General features: G+C 36.7%; 18 protein-coding genes. 9 read left to right on the top strand and 9 right to left on the bottom strand.

Features of this window, described 5'->3' with window-relative positions; translation table 11 throughout:
* Positions 1 to 471: 471 nt before the first annotated feature.
* Positions 472 to 1,221, top strand: a complete 750-nt coding sequence (locus BUA89_RS14730; protein WP_072959556.1) for a response regulator transcription factor — start codon at positions 472 to 474, stop codon at positions 1,219 to 1,221.
* 31 nt (positions 1,222 to 1,252) lie between these two features.
* On the opposite strand, the gene BUA89_RS14725 is transcribed toward BUA89_RS14730, so the two are convergent.
* On the bottom strand, positions 1,253 to 1,993 hold the full coding sequence (locus tag BUA89_RS14725) for an SDR family NAD(P)-dependent oxidoreductase (RefSeq protein ID WP_072959552.1): 741 nt from the start codon (positions 1,991 to 1,993) through the stop codon (positions 1,253 to 1,255).
* 86 nt (positions 1,994 to 2,079) lie between these two features.
* On the opposite strand from BUA89_RS14725, the gene BUA89_RS14720 reads away from it, so the two are divergent.
* On the top strand, positions 2,080 to 2,469 hold the full coding sequence (locus tag BUA89_RS14720) for a winged helix-turn-helix transcriptional regulator (RefSeq protein WP_072959549.1): 390 nt from the start codon (positions 2,080 to 2,082) through the stop codon (positions 2,467 to 2,469).
* Positions 2,470 to 2,848: 379 nt separating this feature from the next.
* On the opposite strand, the gene BUA89_RS14715 is transcribed toward BUA89_RS14720, so the two are convergent.
* From BUA89_RS14715 to BUA89_RS14705, 3 genes are all read right to left on the bottom strand, one after another.
* Positions 2,849 to 3,475 carry a DUF4142 domain-containing protein gene (locus BUA89_RS14715; RefSeq protein ID WP_072959546.1) on the bottom strand — a complete coding sequence of 209 codons (627 nt, stop codon included), beginning with the start codon at positions 3,473 to 3,475 and terminating at the stop codon, positions 2,849 to 2,851.
* A gap of 197 nt (positions 3,476 to 3,672) precedes the next feature.
* Positions 3,673 to 4,098, bottom strand: a complete 426-nt coding sequence (locus BUA89_RS14710; RefSeq protein WP_072959544.1) for a TroA family protein — start codon at positions 4,096 to 4,098, stop codon at positions 3,673 to 3,675.
* 371 nt (positions 4,099 to 4,469) lie between these two features.
* Positions 4,470 to 5,042 carry a YciE/YciF ferroxidase family protein gene (locus BUA89_RS14705; RefSeq protein WP_072959541.1) on the bottom strand — a complete coding sequence of 191 codons (573 nt, stop codon included), beginning with the start codon at positions 5,040 to 5,042 and terminating at the stop codon, positions 4,470 to 4,472.
* Positions 5,043 to 5,726: 684 nt separating this feature from the next.
* Here BUA89_RS14705 and BUA89_RS14700 point away from each other — a divergent pair.
* The 6 genes from BUA89_RS14700 to BUA89_RS14675 are packed head-to-tail and all read left to right on the top strand — an operon-like array spanning position 5,727 to position 13,018.
* Positions 5,727 to 7,202 carry a hybrid sensor histidine kinase/response regulator gene (locus BUA89_RS14700; RefSeq protein WP_072959539.1) on the top strand — a complete coding sequence of 492 codons (1,476 nt, stop codon included), beginning with the start codon at positions 5,727 to 5,729 and terminating at the stop codon, positions 7,200 to 7,202.
* A gap of 4 nt (positions 7,203 to 7,206) precedes the next feature.
* Positions 7,207 to 10,821 carry a response regulator gene (locus BUA89_RS14695; protein WP_072959536.1) on the top strand — a complete coding sequence of 1,205 codons (3,615 nt, stop codon included), beginning with the start codon at positions 7,207 to 7,209 and terminating at the stop codon, positions 10,819 to 10,821.
* A gap of 15 nt (positions 10,822 to 10,836) precedes the next feature.
* On the top strand, positions 10,837 to 11,202 hold the full coding sequence (locus tag BUA89_RS14690; RefSeq protein WP_072959534.1) for a response regulator: 366 nt from the start codon (positions 10,837 to 10,839) through the stop codon (positions 11,200 to 11,202).
* Entirely contained in the window at positions 11,203 to 12,033 is an 831-nt protein-coding gene (locus tag BUA89_RS14685; RefSeq protein ID WP_072959531.1) for a CheR family methyltransferase, read from the top strand. It abuts the gene before it with no gap.
* Positions 12,034 to 12,044: 11 nt separating this feature from the next.
* Complete coding sequence (locus tag BUA89_RS14680) at positions 12,045 to 12,617, top strand: chemotaxis protein CheB (protein ID WP_072959528.1); 573 nt, start codon at positions 12,045 to 12,047, stop codon at positions 12,615 to 12,617.
* Between the two features lie 38 nt (positions 12,618 to 12,655).
* The gene (locus BUA89_RS14675; protein WP_072959525.1) at positions 12,656 to 13,018 is read left to right on the top strand and encodes a response regulator; all 363 of its coding nucleotides are present in this window, start codon (positions 12,656 to 12,658) and stop codon (positions 13,016 to 13,018) included.
* 51 nt (positions 13,019 to 13,069) lie between these two features.
* Here BUA89_RS14675 and BUA89_RS14670 read toward each other — a convergent pair whose 3' ends face one another.
* The 4 genes from BUA89_RS14670 to BUA89_RS14655 form a co-directional block, all read right to left on the bottom strand.
* Positions 13,070 to 13,387 (bottom strand): hypothetical protein, encoded by a 318-nt coding sequence (locus BUA89_RS14670; RefSeq protein WP_072959521.1) that lies wholly within the window; start codon positions 13,385 to 13,387, stop codon positions 13,070 to 13,072.
* A 570-nt stretch (positions 13,388 to 13,957) separates the two neighbouring features.
* Positions 13,958 to 16,123: an outer membrane beta-barrel family protein gene (locus BUA89_RS14665; RefSeq protein ID WP_072959518.1), complete on the bottom strand. Its 2,166-nt coding sequence runs from the start codon at positions 16,121 to 16,123 to the stop codon at positions 13,958 to 13,960.
* 158 nt (positions 16,124 to 16,281) lie between these two features.
* The gene (locus tag BUA89_RS14660) at positions 16,282 to 17,088 is read right to left on the bottom strand and encodes a DUF4249 domain-containing protein (RefSeq protein ID WP_072959513.1); all 807 of its coding nucleotides are present in this window, start codon (positions 17,086 to 17,088) and stop codon (positions 16,282 to 16,284) included.
* Between the two features lie 3 nt (positions 17,089 to 17,091).
* Positions 17,092 to 19,437 carry a TonB-dependent receptor gene (locus tag BUA89_RS14655; RefSeq protein WP_072959509.1) on the bottom strand — a complete coding sequence of 782 codons (2,346 nt, stop codon included), beginning with the start codon at positions 19,435 to 19,437 and terminating at the stop codon, positions 17,092 to 17,094.
* Between the two features lie 525 nt (positions 19,438 to 19,962).
* On the opposite strand from BUA89_RS14655, the gene BUA89_RS14650 reads away from it, so the two are divergent.
* Complete coding sequence (locus BUA89_RS14650; protein WP_228420563.1) at positions 19,963 to 21,021, top strand: cytochrome-c peroxidase; 1,059 nt, start codon at positions 19,963 to 19,965, stop codon at positions 21,019 to 21,021.
* 64 nt (positions 21,022 to 21,085) lie between these two features.
* On the opposite strand, the gene BUA89_RS14645 is transcribed toward BUA89_RS14650, so the two are convergent.
* Entirely contained in the window at positions 21,086 to 22,825 is a 1,740-nt protein-coding gene (locus tag BUA89_RS14645) for a T9SS type A sorting domain-containing protein (RefSeq protein ID WP_072959503.1), read from the bottom strand.
* Positions 22,826 to 22,844: the final 19 nt, after the last annotated feature.

Genomic DNA, 22,844 nt, shown 5'->3' with positions numbered 1-22,844 from the left:
CATTTGGAATAGGATTTTAATTATTAATTATAATTTTTTATATGTTCGTAAAAATAATTTAATACAATTTTTATAATACTATACTTTCGTACAGTTTTATGTTTGTTTTATCTTTTTAGCTGTTTAAAAATCAATATTATTATCTTTTAATTTTAATAATAATATTTTTAATACTTAATCTTTTTGAAGATCCCTTTTAAGAATACTGTCAGTTTCAGTTATAAAATATCTTCTTAGAGCATATACAGATTTGTAATGCCATCAGATCATTTTTAAAGGGAATAGAATCGTCTGCCTTTCACAATTGAACGTGGTTTCAATTTCCGGACAGACTGTATTAATTGAAAGAACCTTAATTTTTAGTGGTAATAAGACTCGTTCATTAACTGAGTGTAAATATAATTTAATAAAATTTTAATATTACTATACTTTTGTATAGTTTTGAGGTGCAAAAATTATCAAAATCAAAATATGGGATATGTTTCAAACACATCAGGCGTTGGCAGTGTTGATAATCAGGGGCGGAATACATCTTGCGAAATGTATTACAATGCCCTGAAAGTTTTGGGCAGAACGGGGGTGGGCTGTATTTATATTATTGATCTTAAAAATGAAAAACTGGAGTTTATATCAGAAAATCCTTCTCTTTTTGCCGGTTTGCATTCTAAAGAAGTAGAAAAAATAGGCTATAGGTTCTTTCGTAAATATGCAAGGGCTGAAGATCTTAAAATCCTGAAAGCAGTCAATAGTGCCGGATTTAAATTTTTTGAATGCCTTACCTCCGAAGAAAAAAAACAGCACACCATTGCTTATGATTTCCATATTAAAAGCGTCAGTACTGTGGATGTGTTGGTGAACCATAAGATTACACCAATCGAAGTGTCAGAAGAAGGAGATATTTCTAAGATGGTTTGTATAGCTTCGTATGCTCTTAGTAAAACTGCCGGAAATATCTGCATATCATCAAATATTTCCGACGTTTACTGGTGTTATAATCTGGATACGGAAAAATGGTCCGGACAGAATAAAATTACCCTTAAGCCAAGGGAAATAGAAATCATCAGGCTGTATCTTCAGGGATTAAAAATTGAAGAAATTGCCCAGCAGCTCTTTGTATCGCCTACGACCGTAAAATTTCACCGCAGTAAATTATTTGAAAAAATTGGAGTTAGCAATATAACGGAAGCCATCTCTTACGTGATTTCCAATAATTTAATATAAATAATCGGGATAGTCTTCTTTAAGCTTATGATTAAGCATTAAAGCCTCCGTCTACCGTAATAAATGCTCCGGTAATAAAATTGCTGTCTTTTCCGGCTAAAAATGCCACGGTATTCGCAATATCTTCTGCCTTGCCATATTCCCCTGTAGCCATGCGCGTTCTTAGGAAATCTGCAAATTCTGTATTGTCGGGATTCATATCGGTGTTGATTGGGCCTGGCTGTACAAGGTTAACCGTAATCTTTTTCGGACCTAAATCACGGGCGAGACCGCGTGTAAACCCTTGCAGAGCAGATTTACTCATGGTATACAAAGTGGTTTGAGGCCCGATTGCATTTTCCGCCATATTGCTGCCTATTGAGATAATTCTGCTGCCTTGTGGCATGTGTCTTACAGCCTCTTGAGAACTTAAGAAAACAGCTCTGACATTCACATCCATCGTGAGCTGATAATCTTCAAAGGTATACTCTTCAAATGGTTTGCCTACATAAATTCCGGCGTTATTCACCAGAATATCAATTTTCCCGAATTGTTTTACTGTATTTTCTATCACATTTTTCAGATCTTCAGGGCTTGAACTATCCGCGGCCATAGGAACGGCAGTTCCGCCGGTATTTTTAATTTCAGCGGCAAGTGCCTGTGCTTTGTCTGCAGAATTCTGATAGGTGAATACAACATTTGCCCCTTCGGAAGCAAGTTTAAGGGTGATGGCAGCGCCTATTCCGCGGCTTCCGCCTGTTACGATGGCAATTTTGCCTGATAAATTTTTCATTGCTTATTTTTTATGCAAATGTAGAGTGTAAATTGTAAATTTGTAGGTACTGATAAAATTGTTAAGTACTAACAAAAAAGTAAGAAATGAGAAAGAAGACATCTACGAATGCTTTGAACGAAAAACTGATTAACGACAGCTGTGGTATGGCAAGAGCGCTAAGTATTCTGGGAGGACGCTGGAAGCCTGCAATACTGTGCAGATTAAACCACGGAACAATGCGCTACGGAGAATTAAAAAAATCTATTGAAGGAATTTCTGAACGGATGCTGGTGAATCAGTTGAGAGAACTGGAGGATGATCAGATTATTGAAAGGATTGTATATCCTGAAGTTCCGCCACGGGTAGAATACCGTATGACAGATCTTGGAAAAACAATGAATCCCTTGCTGAAAGCGATGTCAGACTGGGGAAATATGCACCGTATAGAGGTTGGAGATCCTGTAGAAGACCTAAATATCAACTGTAAGGTGTAACCTGCTGATTTATCATATAAAAACCTCTCATTTGCACGAGAGGTCAAGCATAATTGTATTTCAGATGAAGTCCTGAATGGATTGATTGTAAGTAAATTAAAAAATAACCCGTTGTACATTTTGATTTGTTTTTCGTCACTTAGAGTAGATTTTTGAAAAAATCGTATCGAGAAGTTTTTAATTTTGAAGATCAATGTGTTCTCTATACCTTTTTTCTTCATTTCGTTACGAAAAAATACTCAAACTGACGGATCTAATACCAAAAATTGGTAAAATGCACAGCGGATAAAAAGTAACATTTTTTATATTATGACCTGAATCATAATGCTGTTTTGTTTGATAATCAATGATTATTTGGTCTCCTATTACTTTTAGTAAATTATTTTACGTCGGCTTTTGCTTTTTCAGATTCCATTAAATGATGCTCTAAAGTTGGCAAAGTTTTGCTCGCAAAAGCCTTTAAAGAAGATTCTGAACCTCCGGAAGCCTGCTTTTTAAATTCTGCGATATCTTTTTTGTGGTCTGTCACCATCAAATCGGTGTACATGCGGTCGAATTCAGCTCCTTTTTTAGCTTTAAGGTCATCATATTTTTTCTGTTTTTCCGCATCCAATGCGGTTGGTAGAGTGTAGTTGACGGTGGTTGCCCAGGCTTTAAGCTCATCATTCGCTTTGCCATGGTCCTTCACCATCATTTGTCCTAAAGATTTTACAGATGTCTTTTCCGCATTAGTAGCTGCAAGCTGTCCCATCATTACTTCCATCATTCCGCCTTTTGCCGCAGCATCAGCAAATTTTTTATCCTGATCGCTCAGATTGGCTGTAGCAGTATTCTGACTGGCGGATACAGCTGTGGAATCATTAGGAGTTGTTGCAGAAGAATCTACCGGGGCAGACATGGATGTGCTTGCAGTGCTGTCCGAAGGTTGATCTGCAACTGTAGTTTCATTCTTTTTACATGCTACGATAGAAGCAGCCGCTAATAGGGCAAAAATTGTTTTTTTCATAATACTATATAAATTGTTTTATTGAATTGGTGTGATTTCAAGATTGATAAACTTAGTAATAAAAGATATTCCTGCTTTATGCTTGGAATCATATTTAGTAAATTTTTTAATGAAACTAACAGTTAACATTACAATAAAATAAAATCCCAGAGGACATCTGAGATCTTATTAAAGTAATGCTGTTTCATGCTTGTAATTTAGGGTCTGCTGCTGTTATAGTTGTTGTGGTTCCCGGCTACAAGCCCGTGAAAATTATTGTAGGTATAATAAAGATCTTTGAAATAATAATCCGTATCACTCCACTTTTCACTCATTAAGACTTCGGTTGCTGGTTCCAAAGATTCGTAATAATAATTATTCTTCGAAATAGCTGTTTTTTTGTCGCAGTAACAATAAAGATGATCATGTTTAATATGTTCTTCGAGACTCATGGTAATAACTTCCGTATTTTCCAGCTTCGATGCCTTGTCAAATGTTGCGGAATCAAGGGTAAAGAAAGGTTCGCCGTGATAAAAGAAATGATCGGTAACATCGGCATGATTAATATTTTTCTTATCGGAAGGGGTAGCGGAATGGTAACCTCTGCATTCGGTGCAAAAGGCAACTTTAATTTGTATAGACATAGTATTTATTATTTGGTGTATTCTTTTATTATCAGAATTTGTGCCATTCAACAGGCTTTGCAGTTATTCGTAGTGATTATTTTAAATAAAATAAGTTGAACAGATTTTTATAGAAAAGTCTTTTTAAACTATTTTAAATGTAATCACATCTCTTACAGAAGATTTTCAAATGACTGTTACGCTGCCTGTTAGAACACAGTAGTTTTTTGAAAATCTTCGATTTTCTGTAATCTTTATTTTCAGATTAAACTGTAAACTAGTGTGACTGATGTGATTAGATAATAAATTAAACAAGTTTAAAATAAAAAGAATAGTTTATTTTCAATAAAAAAGAGAAACTGTAAGAAGTCTCTCTTTTTCTGAAGAAGTAATTATTTTGCTTTTTTGTTCAGATTGGTATCTGCGACTTTAGTAAGCAGTTCATCACATTTTTTTTCTTCGTTTAAAGTGTCCAGAAGATTTTTCAGACAGTCTTTTTCTTTTAGTACTTTTGCAAAAGCAGCCAGTGTTCCGTAAGTGGCGATTTCATAATGCTCCACTTTTTGCGCGGCTGCAATAATTCCGGCGTCTCTTACTGTTCCAGGTTCCGTTTCTTCCATGATGCTTTTTCCTTCATCAATTAACCCCTGCATTGCATCACATTTTTTTGACTGAGGTTTCTTTCCCAAGGATTTGAAGCATTTTTCCAGTCTTTCCACATGGGTCTCTGTTTCTCCGATATGCTTATTGATGGCATTTTTCAACTTTTCATCCTGTGCATTTTTCATCATTTTCGGTAATGCTTTCAGGAGCGCTTTTTCTGCCCAGTAGATGTCTTTCAGAGAATCTTCAAAAAGATCTTTTAATTCTTTTGCAGCGCCTTTTTTAGCAGGAGTTTTTGCAGCTGCTTTAGTTCTTACCGTTTTTTTTGTTGCTGCCTTCTTTGTTGGGGTCTTAGTTTCCATTATAGATATATTTTAGTGATTGATTGGTGATAAATCTGCAACTATAAGACCATTATAAGAGAAAACAGGATTCTGTGGTATCTAAAATGAGCATTTTATTAAAATTAATTTGAAATTTAATTCTCATCATAGAGCCTGTTAAAATTTTATTTCAAATCGAGATTTAATGGGGTTATTGTTTATGCCGACCTTAAAGGGCACAAAACTCCAATTAAAATTAAGCAAAATTACTCCCGTGAGGATCGGGGAAATAATTTTGATCAATTTTTAAACAGGCTCTTAAAAAGAATAGGTAACTGCATTAGATACCAAAAAAACTACGGTATCTTTTTTGGGACGCCATAGAATGTTAGACATCTTTATCCTTTACAAGCACATTTTTCAAAAAATTTACTTTAAGTGACGAAAAATAAATCAAAATGCAGAACGGGTAGGATAATACAATTTTTAAAATAGCAGAGCGATAAATTAGCAACAAATAAAAAAATGCCAAAAACTTTTCGGCTGAAAGTAAAAATAAAACTATCAGACACTTAATCTTTATTTTATTCTCCGAATCATAAAAAATCTCTGTAAAAATGTGGTATATATAGCGATAATCATGAAAAAATAACTGTTTTATCGAATTTTGTGAGTATTTTTGAAACTAAAGTAAATATAATTAATTATTGATTTTACGTTTCTATGGTCTTAATTGTTGATGATAACGAAAGCAATCTTTTCTCGCTGAAAAAACTGTTGGAATCTAAAGATTTTCAGGTAGATACCGCGAATTCCGGAGAAAGAGCTTTAGGGAAAGCATTGAAAAATAACTATGCTTTAATCATTTTAGATGTACAGATGCCAGATATGGATGGCTTCGAAGTTGCCGAAACTTTGGCAGGATACAGTAAAACGAAGGATGTTCCTATTATATTTTTGTCTGCGGTGAACACCGAGAAAAAGTTTATTACGAAAGGCTACGCTTCCGGAGGGAAAGACTATGTCACAAAACCTGTGGATCCGGAAATTCTGATGCTGAAAGTAAAGACTTTTTACAATCTTCAGGAGCAGAATGTAGCGATGAAAAAAACACAGCAGAGCCTTGAGCTTGAGGTGAAAGGAAGGCGTGAATCCCAGGTGACCATGAAATCCCAGATCGATCATTTCCATCTGATGCTCGAATCTTTACCACAGATTGCGTTTACTTTAAATGAAGAAGGTTTAGTCGATTTTGTAAACGGAAAATGGTATCAGTATTCGAACTCCGAAAGAGATTTCCCCGAAACCCATCCGGATGATCACAACATTTCCGAAGAGTTTGAACGGTGCAGAAAGAAAGGCAAATCGCTTGAGCTGGAGGTAAGAATTAAAAATATCAAAACAGAGGATTACCGTTATCATTTGCTGAGGGTTACTCCGGTTCATGAAGATGGGAAAATTAAAAACTGGGTAGGAACGTTTACGGATATTGATGATCAGAAAAAGGTAGAGAAAGAAAAAGATGAATTTCTGAGCATTGCCAGCCATGAGCTTAAAACTCCACTTACAAGTATTAAAGCGTATGTTCAACTGCTGGAAAGAAAACTTAAACTTCAAAAAGACAGTTCTGAAGCCGGTTTTGTAACAAAAGTTCTGGATCAGATTGAAAAATTAAATACGCTGATTACAGATTTGCTTGATGTTTCTAAAATTGAAAACGGTAAGCTGAAAATTAATAAAAAACCAACCAATCTGGAAAATGTCATCAGCAATGCCATTGAAACTATTCTTCAGACCCACGACGAAAATAAAGTTAAAATAAAACGCGACGGCATTTTGCCGGATATCCTGATCCCGATCGACGAGATCAGGATTGAGCAGGTTCTGATCAATTTCCTTACCAATGCCATTAAATATTCTCCTCAGAACAATCAGGTGATCGTCACCACTTTTGTGGACGAAGAAGAGCAGGAAGTAAAGATCAATGTTACCGACTTCGGAATAGGAATTCCCGATTTTAAGCAGGAAGCTGTGTTTCATAAGTTCTACCGTGTCGAAGAATCTTCCGTGCAGTTTCAGGGAATGGGTATCGGTTTATTCATCTGCTCGGAAATTATCAAGCAGCATCACGGAAATATTGGTGTTTCAAGTAAATTAGATGAAGGATCGACCTTTTATTTCACTTTACCTTTAAATTAATTCTATGCCGAAAAAAATTATAAGAAATCTTCAGTTTGGTGTTGGTTTATCTCTTTTAATATTGATTGCAAGTTCAATTGCATCTTATTTAAGTATTCAAAACCAGATGGAGCATCGTGAAAGTGTAGGAAGAAGCAGGCGTGCAGTTACTGCCGTAAAAGATGTATTGGTCGCTCTTCTGGATGCCGAAACAGGAAACAGAGGATATCAGCTCACGGGCCGTGAAAGTTTTCTTGAGCCTTATAATCGAAGTGTTGCAGAATATGCCAAAACATTTGAATATGCCAAAAGTCTGGAAATTACAGATCCGCATCAAAAAAAACTGTTAACTTCATTAGAAGAGAATGTAGAAAAAAATCTGGATAATCTGAAGCATTTCGTAGAAAATCGCAGAAAAGGGCAGATGATGACCCAGGAGCAGATTTTAGAAAGCAAAATATATATGGATAAATGCCGGCAGATTGTAAAAGATTTTTCTCAATATGAAGAAAATCAGTTGGCTATTAAAAATAAAGACCTTACAAGATCCTCTAAAACTACCGTTTTATTCATCATTTTTTCGGCCATTGCTGCAGTGGTGGTGACGGCATTTTTCTATATTAAATTACGGGCGGATCTGATCAGAAGAGATAAGCTGGAAAAAATGCTGAAGGCTAAAGATCTGGAAATGTCGAGACGTGTAAGTGCCATTCAGCAGATTGCCAACAGAATTGCGAATGGAGATTACAGCCAAAAGGTTGTTGATAACGCAGAAGACGATTTGGGAGACCTTGTAGGCTCTTTGAATCATATGACGGAATCTTTGAAGCATTCTTTTGATACCATCAATAAAAGCGACTGGCGCCAGAAAGGTCTTGCCATTTTAAATGAATCTTTAGTCGGCAACAAATCGGTGAAAGAAGTTTCTGAGGAATCTTTGAATCAGTTGGTTGAATATGGTAAATGTATCAACGGATCATTATATCTTTATGATGAAGGCCTCCTGAAATTAAGCACAGCTTTCGGTCTTGAAAATAATATGAAAAAGACTTTCGAACCGGGAGAGGGGATGGTAGGCCAGGCTTTCATTAGTGAAAAACCTCAGGTGTACAACAATCTTCATCAGGATGATTTTGTGGTGACTTTTGCAAGCAGTACAATCCAGATCTACGGGATTATGTTGGTTCCTATCTATGCGGACGGCCATATTATCGGTGTGATGGAGTTGGGTTCAACATCTAATTTTGAGCAGGACAGAATCGATTATTTCATCGAATGTAGCCGGAATATAGGCATTGCTTTAAGTGCAGCAAAAGGCCGCGAGAAAGAACAGCAATTATTGGAAGAAACCCAGGCACAGTCGGAAGAATTACAGGTTCAGCATTCCGAACTGGAAAATTTGAATACAGAATTGGAGGCTCAGACACAGAAACTACAGGCTTCTGAAGAAGAATTGAAGGTTCAGCAGGAAGAATTAATGCAGGCCAATGCTGAATTGGAGGAGCGTTCAAGATTACTGGAAGAGAAAAATCATCTTATTGCAGAACGCAATAATGAGATTCAGAAAAAAGTAGAAGAATTGGCTTTAAGTACAAAATATAAGTCTGAATTCCTGGCTAATATGTCACATGAATTAAGAACTCCGTTAAATTCGATCCTTCTCTTATCAAGGTTAATGGCAGAAAATCCTGAAGAGAATTTAAATGAAGATCAGATTGAATCGGCAAAAGTTATCCAAAGCTCAGGGAGCAGTTTATTGACGTTAATTGATGAAATTTTAGATTTAGCCAAAATAGAATCCGGGAAAATGACTCTGGAATATCAGGATGTTGCGATTGATGATATTGTGAAAGATCTCAAAAATTTATTTAATCCGGTATTTCAGGAGAAAAAACTTCAATTCAATATTGAAATTGATGAAAAAGTAAAGAAAATTATTGAAACCGACCGTTTGAGAGTGGACCAGGTATTGAGAAATTTACTTTCGAATGCTTTGAAATTTACTACACACGGAAGTATAAATTTACATATTAAAAAAGATCCGAAAAAGACAGATTTCATTATATTTTCTGTAAAAGATACAGGAATCGGGATCGCAGAAGATAAGCAGAAGATTATTTTTGAAGCATTCCAACAAGCTGATGGTTCTACAAGGAGAAAATTTGGAGGAACGGGCTTGGGATTATCAATAAGCCGAGAAATTGCAAGACTGCTAGGCGGAGAGCTGACTCTTCAGAGCAAAGTAAACGAAGGAAGTGAGTTCAGTTTAATTATTCCTGTAAAAGAAGCTTTGGAAATTGCTCAGATTGAAACCGATCAGGATCTGGTGGAAATTATCCGTGAAGATGTAGAAGAAATCCACAATATTCTGGAAGACAGAGAAGTTGAAGCAAAAGAAACATTTACGACATTGGAAATTCCTGATAATGTGGATGACGACAGAGATAATATTAATGAAGATGATAAAGTAATCTTAATCATTGAAGATGACACAAATTTTGCTAAAGCGCTCCTGAAGTATGCTCATTTACAGAATTATAAAGGTGTGGTTGTAGTGAGAGGAGACTATGGTTTATCCGCAGCGCTGCAGTACCATCCGCAGGCTATTTTGCTGGATGTTCAGTTGCCGGTGAAAGACGGCTGGCAGGTAATGGAAGAACTGAAAGTTCATCCTGAAACCAAACATATCCCTGTTCACATGATGTCTGCATTGCATGTAAAAAAGGAAAGCTTAATGAAAGGGGCGATCGATTTTATCAGCAAACCTGTGGCTTTGGATCAAATGACCGATGTTTTCAGAAAAATTGAGGAAGCACTGAAAAAAGGTCCACAAAAAGTACTGATTGTGGAAGAAAATGCCAAACATGCAAGTGCGCTATCCTATTTCTTAAGTAATTTCAACATCTCATTGTCGGTGGAGAATAACGTGGAAGATAGTGTAAAAGCATTAACCACCAACCAGGTTGACTGTGTGATTCTGGATGTAGGAGCATCGTCAAGAGGAAATGAATATCAGATCATTGAATCGATAAAGAGTTACGACGGATTAGAAAATCTCCCGATCATTATTTTTACTGAAAAAAACCTATCCAAAGCAGAAGAGCTGAAAATCAAGCAGTATGCCGATTCTATTGTCGTTAAAACTGCCCATTCTTATCAGAGAATTTTAGACGAGGTTGGGCTGTTCCTGCATTTGGTTGAAGAAAAAAATACCTCAATTGAAACGGTAAGAAACAAAACATTAGGCTCTTTAACAGAAGTACTAAGCGGTAAAAAAATACTGATCACAGATGATGATGTCCGTAATATTTTCTCCTTAACCAAGGCTCTCGAAAAATATAAAGTAGAAGCCGTTGTTGCCATGGACGGAAAACATGCCCTTCAGCAGATTAAAGAAAACCCCGATGTAGATGTTATTCTGATGGATATGATGATGCCTGAATTGGATGGCTATGAAACGATAAAAGAAATCAGAAAAATGCCTAAATTCGCGCGCCTGCCCATTATTGCGATTACGGCAAAATCGATGATCGGGGAACGTGAAAAATGTATTACTGCAGGAGCTTCGGACTATATTTCGAAACCTGTGGATATCGATCAATTGTTATCCTTGCTTCGTGTTTGGTTATATGAAAGTTAAACAGATGAAATTCTGATGAAAAAGAAAATTTTAATTGTGGACGATGATCCACGAAATATATTTGCCCTTAAGCTGACATTAAAGTCTCGCGGTTACCAGACAGAAAGCTGTACGATGGCTCAGGAAGCCATTGAGATTCTTGAAAAAGATAATCAGTTTGATGTAGTGCTGATGGATATGATGATGCCTGAAATGGATGGATATCAGGCTATAAAAATTATAAAGGAAACCCCTTCTATAAGTAAAATCCCTGTAATTGCGGTGACGGCTCAGGCTATGCCGGAAGACCGACAGAAATGTCTTGATGCGGGGGCTCAGGATTATGTTTCAAAACCGATTGATGTTGATCAGTTAATAACTGCCATAGAAAAACTGCCGTAAATGCTGGAACCAAGTATCGTAAAAGATGAAGAGGTGGAATACCTGATTAAAGACGTTTATGATATGTACGGCTACGACTTTTCAGAGTACAGCCGTGCCTCTTTTAAGCGCCGCGTAAACCGGATCTGTCTGATAGACAGGTTTACCAGTTTTGCAGAGCTTAGATATACCATTCTTAATGATCCCGAATATCTGAAACGCTTTATAGAAGAAATTACAGTAAATGTAACAGAAATGTTCAGGGATCCGCAGTTTTTTAAGACGTTAAGAGAAAAAATCCTGCCCCAGTTGGGAACTTATCCTTTAATCAGAATTTGGGTGGCGGGCTGTTCTACGGGGGAAGAGGCTTATTCAATGGCGATTTTACTGAAGGAGGCTAATCTTTATCATAAATCTTTAATTTACGGAACAGATCTTAATCCGTCGGTTTTGGAAACCGCAAGAGCCGGAGTTTTTCCTTTGCAGCAAATGAAGCTGTATTCCGAAAATTATATTTTATCAGGCGGTAAAAAAGATTTTTCAGATTATTATACGGCTAATTATGACAGTGTGAAATTCGATAAAAGCCTTCAGGAAAAGCTGATCTTATCAACACATAATCTTGTTTCGGACAGTTCTTTTAACAGTTTTCAATTAATCATTTGCAGAAATGTGCTGATTTATTTTGACCGAGGCTTGCAGGAAAGAGTATTCCGTCTTTTTGATAACAGCCTGGAAAATTTAGGATTTTTAGCTTTAGGAGCAAAAGAAACGCTGAGATTTTCTAAATTAGATAAAAATTACAGCCAGATTGAAGATCAGAAGATCTGGAAAAAAGTAGATCATCAGTAACCTTGTTCATCATGAAAACACAAAGCATAAAAACAGAATTAATTGTAATCGGCGGCTCAGCAGGGAGCTTACAGGTTATTCTGGAGATGATTAAAAACTTAAACGAAGAGCTGAATTTTGCTATTCTCTTGGTAGTGCACAGAAAAGCGCATACAACCAATATTCTGCAGACCCTGCTTCAGCAGTTTTCTTCGATGGAAGTGATCGAAATTGAGGATAAAACCGAGATGCAGGCTAATAAATTATACATAACGCCGGCAGATTATCATTTATTGTTTGAAAATAAAAAAATGATGTCGCTGGACAGTTCGGAAAAGATGAATTATTCGCGCCCGTCTATTGATGTAACTTTCAGATCGGCGGCGGAAATTTACGGCGAAAACATGATTGGCATACTTTTGTCCGGAGCGAATGCCGATGGAGTGGAAGGTTTAGGCTATATTAAAAAAAATAAAGGTAAAGTTTGGATCCAAGATCCTGAAACGGCCGAAGTAAATTATATGCCGAAGCATGCCGTGGAAGAAATCGATTATGATTTAATTATAAAGCCGGATAATCTGGCGTATTATATTAATCAATTATAAAAAATAACCCCTAACTAAGTTTAAATATACTGACTAATATGAGTAAAAAGAAAATTTTGATTTTCGATGATGATAAAACAATTCTGGAAGTAATTACGATTATTTTTGAAGAAAACGGATATCAGGTCGAAATTTCAGAGACCTCACATGATATTCTGGATAAAGTAACGCAATATCAGCCGGATATTATCCTGATGGACAACTGGATCCCGAAAATCGGTGGTGTGGAGGCTACCAGGCTTCTTAAAAATCATAACGAATTCAAGGAGATTCCTGTGATTTATGTAACGGCCAATAACGATATCGTTGCTTTGGCAAAAGAGGCGATGGCGGATGATTATGTTGCGAAGCCCTTCAATCTTGAAGATCTTGAGGATAAAGTCGCTAAATATTTACAGTAATTGCTTTTAAAATTTATTATAATGAATCCCGGTAGATAAGCCGGGATTCTTTTATATTTCTTCTGATAATTCCTCCTTTATGTTCTGTCCGGATTGCCCTTTTTTCAAAGCTCTTAGTTTACTTTTAATAAAGCTTATACTGCATTTTTCATAATTGAGTTCTGCAATCAGTGAAGATAGGAAAAGCTTTACCGATGGCTTTGAAAATATACGTTCTGTAAAGGTAGTTGCCACGATAATTTTCTTAGATACCAAATTTTCTGCAAAGGTGTATTCACCGGTGAGATCGAGCTCCAGATTAAACTGGGATTTAACGCTGAGAATTAAATAACGGTCTATTAATCTTCTATATTGCAAAATATTTTTCATCTTTTTGTATTTGCTATATATATAATAATATCTATGCCATTTGTAATTTAAAAATTAAATATTTATAATTTTTTTTTAATAGCCGGTTTAAATTTTATTAACCCGTTGTGCATTTTGAAAAACTTAATATGTGGTTCGTCAATTCGAGTATTTTTTCGTAACAAAGTGGAGAAAAAATGTATTGAGAATGGAATTTATCTTCAAAATTAAAGATTTCTCAATACGATTTTCTTCAAAAATCTAATCGAAATGACGAAAAACAAATCAAAATGCACAACGGGTTCTTATTAATAAATTTTTATAGCTCTCTCTTAATTTTCTAAATTAAAATAAACTTTGTCTATTCTTTTTCTTAACATTAAGTAATTCAGTTAAGTAAGGTGTGTTCGGTTAAGAAATCAATAAATTGATCTTTATTAAGTTTTTTAAGCTAAATACTCTTAGTTTCTTAATGTTAAAAGTAAATTATAAACTTAAAAAGACTTTGATTCTTTATCTGAAATATTTTTAACAAAAAAACGGACTATAAAAATTAATTTATCATCCGTTCTCATATTAAACATTAAAAAATTATTTAGCGCCGCCGCCGTTTTTTTCAACATCGGTTTTGGTATTTTCTTTTACTTTCTGATTTCCGAAACGTTTCACGAAAGAGATGGATGCTCCGTACCAATCCCATTTCGAAGCACTTCGCACGTATCCTGTGGTATTGTAGGTCGTCGCATCATAATTAGGTCTCTGGAAAATATTCATCAGCTGAAGGCTGACTTCCATTTGTGTTTTAGGGAATATTTTCGTGGCAGAAATATTATGGAAGATATTAGGTTTATTGGTATTGGAATTTCCGTTATTCTGATTGGAAACTTCTACCCAGGCACTTAAATTAATATTTTTATTAAAAAGATTCGTGTAAGAAAGGTTGGTAGAAGCACTCAGGAAGTTGATGTAATAATTGTTCGTCAATCCGTTTTTCACATTGAAATCACTATTGTCGATGTAATACCATCCAAGTCCTAGGTTTACCGTCAGTTTATTTTTGAAGAAAGTCTGGTTGGTGTTCGCATACAAATAGTATTTGTGAACTTTTCCGTTGAAATTGGATTCCTGAGTGACAGAAACTTTCTTACCACCGATCTCTTCCTGCAGATAATCTGTCCAGTAATCCTGATTGGTGTAAGAATATCTTGCGGAAATAAAATACTTCTTTAAAATTCCCAGTTTCATATAGACTCTGTCGCTTGGGTTTGGATTGAGATCCATATTTCCTCTGTTATAGATTCCTTCTGTATTCGGAGTCATAAACGGGTTGAATTCCGCATACCAAGGTCTCCAGAGATTTCTGTTATACGTTAATGTTAAATCATATTTGTCTGAAAAAGAATATTTTAATAATAAATTAGGTAAAAAAGTTCCGTAAGCATCTTTTCTTGATTTTCCCGAAACATCCTGACGCATTCTGTAATCGATATATTCGTAACGGAGACCGACTCTTGTCTCTAATTTTTTAAAGAAAGTGCGGCTATAGTTGGCATATAACGAACTGATATTGTCTTCATAATGGAAAATATCATGAGAACTCAATCCTGCAAGTATATCCCCATAAAGATCGTTGGGCACTACGTTATTGTTGAAGTTAATTTTACCTCCGACTTCAAAGGTAGCACCGGATTTTCCTAATGGCTGTGTATAGTCTATTTTCAGATAGTAATTCCTGTTTTCAGTATCAGAAAGAATACCGATTTGCTCCATAGACGACGAGCCGTCGGCAAATAGTTTATCGTTGATAAAATAGCTTTCTCCGGACTGTCCGTAATAGTTTGTCCCTACATTAACATCTAAAATTTTATTTTTTTCCTTATCGTACCATTTGTAAAATAAGTTGGTTCCCAGGTTACGGTTGAGTCCTGTTGCATTCTGATTTTGTTCTGAAGAACTTTCAAAAACCCCATCAATATGATTTATTCTGCTGGCTTTTGAACTGGAAGTAGAATTACTCTGATAATATTCTAAAATAACACCTACCGTATTTTTGCTGTTGATTTCATACTCCGAAGTAGAGGAGAATGAAGGACTTTTGCTTCTGCCGGTAACATAGCTGTCAATCTGATTGGTAGATTTGTCGGCATACCAGTTAAATAAACTGGAACTTCTCTGTACGTATGTATTGTCTCCGTAGCTTCCGCTGAAGGTCTGGGTAAAGTTTTTCTTATGGTAATTTAAATTTAAATTGGTGTATTGGGAATTTTTTGTGTTTTGTCTGTTATTTAAGGTGACACTCCCTTTGATCCCTTCGTCATCACGCTTTTTAAGAACGATATTAATCACCGATCCTGTGGCTTCGTATCTGGAAGACGGACTGGTAATTACCTCAATTTTCATCAGGTTGTCTGCAGGAATTGTTTTTAAATATTCCTTTAATTCTTTACCGGTAAAAACCGTTTTTCTGTCATTAATATAAACTGTAACAGATTCTCCTTCCGCTTTTATCGCATCATTATTGTCAATGCTCACCAGCGGCGTCATTCTGAGAACATCCCAGGTTGTATTTCCTGCAAGGATAGAGCTGTTGGAAACATTGAAAACGGTACGGTCTGCTTTGGATTCTACCGTGGGTTTTCTTGCAATTACCGTAACAGCCTCAATTTCTTTTTCTGAAGATTTTATGGTGTCTTTTTGTGATTGTGCAAAAGTAAAAAGGCTCGCCAATAAAGCGATGGGTATCAAAATATTTTTCATGTAAAAACTATGTTTCTTATATAAGACACCTTTCGGAGAATATTTGTTACATCGGTTAGAATTAATTTTAGCTAAACTGAAAGTCGATTAAAATAAATCAATAAAAAAGCTACTCAGAAGGTCTCCGAATAGCTTTCTTTTATGTGCTGTTAAATTTTTTACTGAATAACTGCAGTTCTTGTTCTCACAGTATGTGCAGAAAAATATCCCAACGCTCCGTTGCTGATATTACTCGGCGGGTTAGTCGGCGTGACACCCCCACCTGGGCCGCCTCCTGAAAGCTGTAAAAGAGCAGAGTAAAATGTGTATACGCTTTCGTCGATACACTGCATTTCAACATGGATGGTGTCGCCAATAGTTACTTTAATATCATCTGCATCTCCATCATCATTAGGAAGCAACAGAGGTCTTTGGTTAGGTTGCCCGTTATTTACATTATCAGAAAATTCAGAGAAGAACTTTTTAGGATTGTTATTTACCGTATAAACAAAGAGATAACGGTTCCCCAAAGGTGTTGGATCGTTGAAAACAGGCAGAAGGGTATAGCTCGTTTCGCCTCCTACCATAAAAGAATCCTGCTCCAGATCATCGAAAGAAACGGCTTCAGGCATTGTGCTTTGTGCTGAATATTGCTGTCCTTCTGCATTAATTTTCAGGGTGTAGGTTCTTCCCGATTGCCCTGCGAAGGTTGAAGTTTTATAGTTTCCGTTTCCTACATACTGTAATGTTTCGGTTTGCCCTGTATTGTCACTTAACACCACCTGCGCATTTTCTATAGCAGGATATTGGTTGGTTTCTGTAAAAGCAACTGATTTTGTTATTCTTAAGTAATAAGGCCCTGGCTGATCGGTTATATTTCCTTCGATGACGATTTTTCCGCTCTGATCCTCAAGGTCAAGATCGATTTCCTTTTCGCAGGAGGTGACTAAAAACAGAGATAATATGATTAAAAATATATTTTTCATGAATTAAAATTTAAAATTATAAGTGATGTTTGGTACCCAACGGAATAGCGAAGTCTGCATGGCTCTTGTCGTTCCGGGCTTGTCCGGATTGTCTTCAAAGGTAATTGTATAGGCATTTTCTCGTCCGTACACATTGTAAATTCCAAAAGACCACGATCCTTTGAAACGTTTATTGGAACTTGGTTCGTAGGTTGCACTCAGGTCCATTCTGTGATAAGCCGGCATTCTGTCCGCATTTCTGCTGCTGTACTGGAAAATGGTTTGCCCGTTCAGCTCATATTTTCCGGTAGGGAAAGTCACTGCATTTCCTGTGCTGTAAAGGAATAATCCTGAAAAAGACCACTTTGGATTTAGCTGATACGTTGCGACAACCGAGAGATCGTGTGTTTTGTCCTGTCTTGCATTATACCATTCATTATCATTAATTCCGTTGATTTTTCGCTCGGTTTTAGACAAAGTATAAGAAATCCAGCCGGTTAATTTTCCGCTTTTCTTTTTCGCAATTAGTTCAAGTCCGTACGCTCTTCCTTTTCCGAACAATAATTCGCTTTCTACATCCGCTGCCGTATCGAAACTGATTTGCGCTCCGTTTTTATAATCAATCTGATTCTGCATGGATTTGTAATATATCTCAGCATTCAGCTCATAATTGTTATTGTTGAAATTTCGGCTGTAGCCCACGCTTACCTGATCTGCAATTTCCGGTTTTACGGTGTAGCTGCTTCCAATCCATTGATCGGTTGGGTTTCCGCTTCCACTGTTGCTCAATAAATGTAGATTCTGTGTATTTCTGGAATAGCCTCCTTTCACACTGCTGACTTCATTAATTCTGTAATTGGCTGTAATTCTCGGTTCAAGATTTATATAAGTCTTCCCGAATTTTCCTTTTTCCAAAAACTCAGAATCGGTAAGAACTCCATTTTGATAAGTATTAAAAGTGTCTCCACCCAAAACACTGAACATTGAAAGTCTTGCCCCATAATTGATCGTCAGCTTTTCTGTTGCTTTAAAATCATCATTAATATACAGCGCATTTTCCCACGAATATCTCGGGTTTCTCGGAAAACTGCTCACACTCGTTCCGGAAGCACTGCTTGGGGTAATTGTATGATAAATAGACTGTAATCCAAACTTTATAGAATGTTTATTACCGGCAAACCAGGAGAAATCCTGTTTCAGATTCCAGTCTTCAATCTTAGAGTCAAGTCCGAAAGTATTGTTATTACTGCTTAATGCAACATTATAGTTATAATTGCTGTAGATAAACGAGGTGTTGGAGAATAACTTACTGTTGATAATGCTGTTCCAGCGCAAAGTAGCCGTTGTATTTCCCCAATCCGTTGAAAAAGTATCGCCCAATCCCAAAACATCTCTTCCGAAATATCCTGATAAATAAAGCCTGTTGTTTTCATTGATCTGGTAGTTGGCTTTTAAATTTAAATCGTAGAAATATAATTTACTGTCTTTGAAATCATCGGTTGCCTTCAAAAATAAATCGGCATACGTCCTCCTTCCCGAAACAATAAATGAAGATTTTTCCTTTTGAATCGGTCCTTCAACGCTTAATCTGCTGCTGATTAGACCGATTCCTCCGTTGACATTGTAATCTTTATTATTCCCGTCCTTCATTTTAACATCAAGCACAGAAGAAAGTCGCCCACCGTATTGGGCAGGACTGTTTCCCTTAATAATACTCGCATCTTTCAGAGCATCACTGTTAAATGTGCTGAAAAATCCGAGCAGGTGAGAAGCGTTATAAACCGCTGCTTCATCCAGCAAAATAAGGTTTTGGTCAGTAGCGCCGCCTCGTACGGAAAATCCACTGCTGCCTTCACCGTTGCTTTTGATTCCGGGTAAAAGCTGGATTGTTTTCATCACATCTTTTTCACCGAAAAGAACCGGAAGTTTTTCAATGTTTTTAATGCTTAGAGTTTCCGTTCCCATTTGAGCGGAAGAAAGATTTTTATCTTTTTTAACTCCGGAAATAACGACCTCATCAATTTTTGTTGTTTTCTCATCTCTTTCCTCTCTCCCTTCCTGGCTGAGTTCTAAATCCTGCTTTATATCGTTTTCTACAGTAACGCTTTGCTGAAAATCTTTAAAGCCGGGATTCGAGATAATTAAATTGTACGTTCCTTTGGGAAGTGAAAGAGAGTAGAATCCGTACTCGTTGGCAACGACCGAAATCGTAGGGTCTTCGGCCACTTTTACTGTGACTCCGAGTAAGAGTTCTCCATTTTTCTTATCTTTCACAGTGCCGCTTACCGAGTATTTTTGTTGTGCAAAAACCAATGTGCTGAAGCAAATTGCTGCTGCAGAAGTGGCAATTTTCAAGGATAATGTCTGCATTTAGTTGTGTTTATTATTTGAATAAAAGTTTAAATATAAAATAATTAATTCTCAATCATGTGAATGAAACGTAAAACTTTAAAATATGCTTTTAACTGGTCTTGTTTTTTACCGCAAAAGAAACAAAAGCTGTATGAATATTTAATCATAAAAGCTATCGAAAGGATTAAAAAAAACAGAGATTTTTCGAAAGCTTATGTATTCTTTTGAGTACGTAGCTAAAGTGTTAAAATTTTTTGTGTCTTTTGCGGTGAAAAATAATTAAAACTGAACATTACCTGATTGTTCTTAATAATTAGTTCAATGTAGTAACGGCGGAGGAAAGCTTTTATTTTAGTTAAATTTTTTTAATTCTAAATTTTACCGGATTGATAGGAAATAAAAATATCATATTTTTGCTGAAACTTCCGTATGACCATGAAGAATGTTTTAAGTTGGATTTTGGTTTTGTTTCTTGTTGTCTCGCTGCTCAATAATTGTTTAAGCAATAAGGTACAAAAAGAGGTAAATCAGAGAAATGCTTTTATGAATACCCTGAGAAAACTGTATTCTTCGGGAGATTCTTCAAAGTGGCCAAAACCAATTTTAGATCCTGAATCTGCATCTTCTTTTGTTGAAATCGGACATCTGCCGAACGTACAATTTCCTGATGATAATCCTTATTCGGAAGAAAAAGAATTACTGGGGAAAACACTTTTTTTTGATCCCAGACTTTCAAAATCCAATCAGATCGCGTGCGCCTCATGCCATGATCCGGAACTGGGCTGGAGTGATAACCGGACATTTTCTTTCGGGCACGACCGACAACTCGGAATCCGTAATGCCATGAGTATTCTGAATGTGGCACATGCAAAATCATTATTCTGGGACGGGCGTGCAGAATCTCTGGAACAGCAGTCGCAAATGCCGATTCAGGATGAAAGAGAAATGAGTGAACATATTGACATTGCAGCCGGGAAAATCTCAAAAATAAAAGGCTACGAAATTTTATTTGAAAAAGCTTTTGGTGATAAAACCGCCACGAAAGACCGAATTTCCAAAGCGATTGCCACTTTTGAAAGAATGATTAAGAGTAGATCAAGTAAGTTTGATCAGTTTATCGACGGAAAATCAGAAGTTTATACCAATGATGAATTGATGGGGCTGCATCTTTTCAGAACAAAGGCTCAGTGTATGAACTGTCATAATTCGGGATATTTTTCCAACAGTGGGTTCGAAAATGTCGGTACATCTTTATTGGGTGAAAAAGGAGAGGATCTGGGAAGATACTTAGTAACGAAAAAACCTGAGGATGCCGGAAAATTCAGAGTTCCTGGTTTAAGAGAAATTTCACGGACATTTCCTTATTTTCATAACGGATCGATGAAAACTTTAACAGAAGTGATCGATTTTTACAGCAAAGGAAATCCGGAATATTCGCAAAAAAGATCAACAGTTCACGAAGGAATTACTTTAAAATCCGAAAAATCCGGGATGGTAAGAATGCTGGAACTGTCGGATGAAGAAATTGCTCAGCTGGAAGCGTTTTTAAAGACATTAACTTCAAAAACTGAAAATGTTTCAATGCCTGAGCTTCCTAGGTAGGTGGTTTTCAAAAAAATGGGCGATTCATTTTATTGAATCGCCCTGGGTGCAATATATTAAATAATCAATTTTTAATTGCTTTTACGGTGTACTGAGTACCGTCTTTCATTCTTAAGTTAACCAAATATAATCCTGAATTTAATAGACTCAAATTGATCTCCTGTGTAGGATTGTCAATCGTTCTCACCACTCTTCCGGAAATATCGCTGATGGTAACAGAGGTCACTTTTTCAATTTCAGAAATGTATAGCACATCTTTGAAAGGATTCGGATGAATGGTCAATTTCTTTTTGTTTGCATTAACCTCTGAAGTAGACAGGGTAGAAGCTTCCCAATATACATCGTCCCAATAATAAGATTTACCATCATTGGTACTTCTTATTGCCAATCTCGCACCGACAGGAACTGTATTAGGAACTGAAACAGTGTATTCAGAGCCTGCTGCTGTATAGGATGTATTGGTGATAGTTAAGGTTTGTAATGGGACAAATGTGGCAGCATCTGCCGTATTGGTTACATAACCTACAATTAGAGAGCCTGGAGCCCCAGTGCTTACTCTGGCTTTAAATCTCAACTGGCTGGTTCCGGAATTAATATTAGAAAACGCTGGAAGCACAACATAAGTTGGTGTTGCAGTAGAAGATGTTGACTGGTAAATATTTCTGGTTCCTGAAGCAGGCGATGTTGATGTTATGGTCTGAGAACCCGAACCAGCAAGCCTTACCCAGCAGGTAGGAACAATATTTCCTGTCGTATAAGAATCAAAATTTTCAAACATGCTGGTTACTTCTCCACACAATGTTTTGAATGTTCCTGAGAAAGACCATACGCTTTGGCTCGTTCCTCCCGTACTGCAGTTTCCTCTTACCCAATAATAATAAGTCGTATTCGGGTTTAAATTCGGAATTGTAGTTGAAGTTCCTGTAATCCCCGTGATAATAGGTGAGGTACCGCTTGTAGGAGCTGTATTGGTTGTGCTGTAAAAAATATCATAGCTCGAGGCAATCGTACCTGTAGGAGCTGTCCACGAGACATCTGCACTGCTTGATGTAAGAGTTCCTACAGCGTTTAATGTCGGAGCAGCACAATCAGAGTAGGCATCTGCAGAGAATGCAAAAATATTAGCATGACCCTGAGCCGATGATGTTTTTGTAACTGTAACACTTTGGATTGGTTTCGACTGATTGCCTGCACCAATAGTTAACAAAATTTGATATAACCTCGGATTTGTTGTACTGGCTTCCAGATTATCATTGGTTCTGTTGATTCTTCCAAAGCCCTGAACAGCGAATCCTGTGTTATCATACCAATCCGGAACCGCTACTCCTGTGAAGGTCTGGGATGTGCCATCCGTAAAATTTACCACAGCAGATACGGTTGATGCTCCACTTCCGCTGGTTGCAAGCATATACAGTTTGAAAGCCGGAATCGGTGTGGTAAAAGTTATTGTCCCGGAGCTATTTTGTGTTGATAATTTTAAAGAGTTGCTTGAATTATAATCAGGAAGCTGATAGGATAATCCCGGCGTTGAAGCAACCACGCTATTGATAAGTCGGTTAACAGGTAATCCATACGTAAGTGGGGTGCTTGATGCGTTTACCTGAAAATCCCTCGAAACAAAGGCGTAAGATACCCCATCCACATCCGTAGATGTAGATATGGCTGATGATCCTATTCCATTGGCGATAACATCAGAGGTGAGTCCCGACGCTATCGGCATTTGCTGAAAGTTTTGCGCTTCTAAAGAAGATGCCAGCAGCAGGGCTGCAATAGGCAAGAATCCTGAAAATATTTTAAATTTCATGATATAAATTTTAAGTAAT

This window comes from Chryseobacterium arachidis (assembly GCF_900129245.1).
In the GTDB taxonomy this organism is placed as follows: Bacteria; Bacteroidota; Bacteroidia; order Flavobacteriales; family Weeksellaceae; genus Chryseobacterium; species Chryseobacterium arachidis.
The sequence above is the reverse complement of the archived record's forward strand: the minus strand, read 5'-3'. Positions and strand labels throughout refer to the sequence as shown.

Coding starts and splice junctions, on each gene's coding strand:
- BUA89_RS14730 (WP_072959556.1), top strand. CDS start 472: ATGGGATATGTTTCAAACACATCAGGCGTTGGCAGTGTTGATAATCAG.
- BUA89_RS14725 (WP_072959552.1), bottom strand. CDS start 1,993: ATGAAAAATTTATCAGGCAAAATTGCCATCGTAACAGGCGGAAGCCGC.
- BUA89_RS14720 (WP_072959549.1), top strand. CDS start 2,080: ATGAGAAAGAAGACATCTACGAATGCTTTGAACGAAAAACTGATTAAC.
- BUA89_RS14715 (WP_072959546.1), bottom strand. CDS start 3,475: ATGAAAAAAACAATTTTTGCCCTATTAGCGGCTGCTTCTATCGTAGCA.
- BUA89_RS14710 (WP_072959544.1), bottom strand. CDS start 4,098: ATGTCTATACAAATTAAAGTTGCCTTTTGCACCGAATGCAGAGGTTAC.
- BUA89_RS14705 (WP_072959541.1), bottom strand. CDS start 5,042: ATGGAAACTAAGACCCCAACAAAGAAGGCAGCAACAAAAAAAACGGTA.
- BUA89_RS14700 (WP_072959539.1), top strand. CDS start 5,727: ATGGTCTTAATTGTTGATGATAACGAAAGCAATCTTTTCTCGCTGAAA.
- BUA89_RS14695 (WP_072959536.1), top strand. CDS start 7,207: ATGCCGAAAAAAATTATAAGAAATCTTCAGTTTGGTGTTGGTTTATCT.
- BUA89_RS14690 (WP_072959534.1), top strand. CDS start 10,837: ATGAAAAAGAAAATTTTAATTGTGGACGATGATCCACGAAATATATTT.
- BUA89_RS14685 (WP_072959531.1), top strand. CDS start 11,203: ATGCTGGAACCAAGTATCGTAAAAGATGAAGAGGTGGAATACCTGATT.
- BUA89_RS14680 (WP_072959528.1), top strand. CDS start 12,045: ATGAAAACACAAAGCATAAAAACAGAATTAATTGTAATCGGCGGCTCA.
- BUA89_RS14675 (WP_072959525.1), top strand. CDS start 12,656: ATGAGTAAAAAGAAAATTTTGATTTTCGATGATGATAAAACAATTCTG.
- BUA89_RS14670 (WP_072959521.1), bottom strand. CDS start 13,387: ATGAAAAATATTTTGCAATATAGAAGATTAATAGACCGTTATTTAATT.
- BUA89_RS14665 (WP_072959518.1), bottom strand. CDS start 16,123: ATGAAAAATATTTTGATACCCATCGCTTTATTGGCGAGCCTTTTTACT.
- BUA89_RS14660 (WP_072959513.1), bottom strand. CDS start 17,088: ATGAAAAATATATTTTTAATCATATTATCTCTGTTTTTAGTCACCTCC.
- BUA89_RS14655 (WP_072959509.1), bottom strand. CDS start 19,437: ATGCAGACATTATCCTTGAAAATTGCCACTTCTGCAGCAGCAATTTGC.
- BUA89_RS14650 (WP_228420563.1), top strand. CDS start 19,963: ATGAATACCCTGAGAAAACTGTATTCTTCGGGAGATTCTTCAAAGTGG.
- BUA89_RS14645 (WP_072959503.1), bottom strand. CDS start 22,825: ATGAAATTTAAAATATTTTCAGGATTCTTGCCTATTGCAGCCCTGCTG.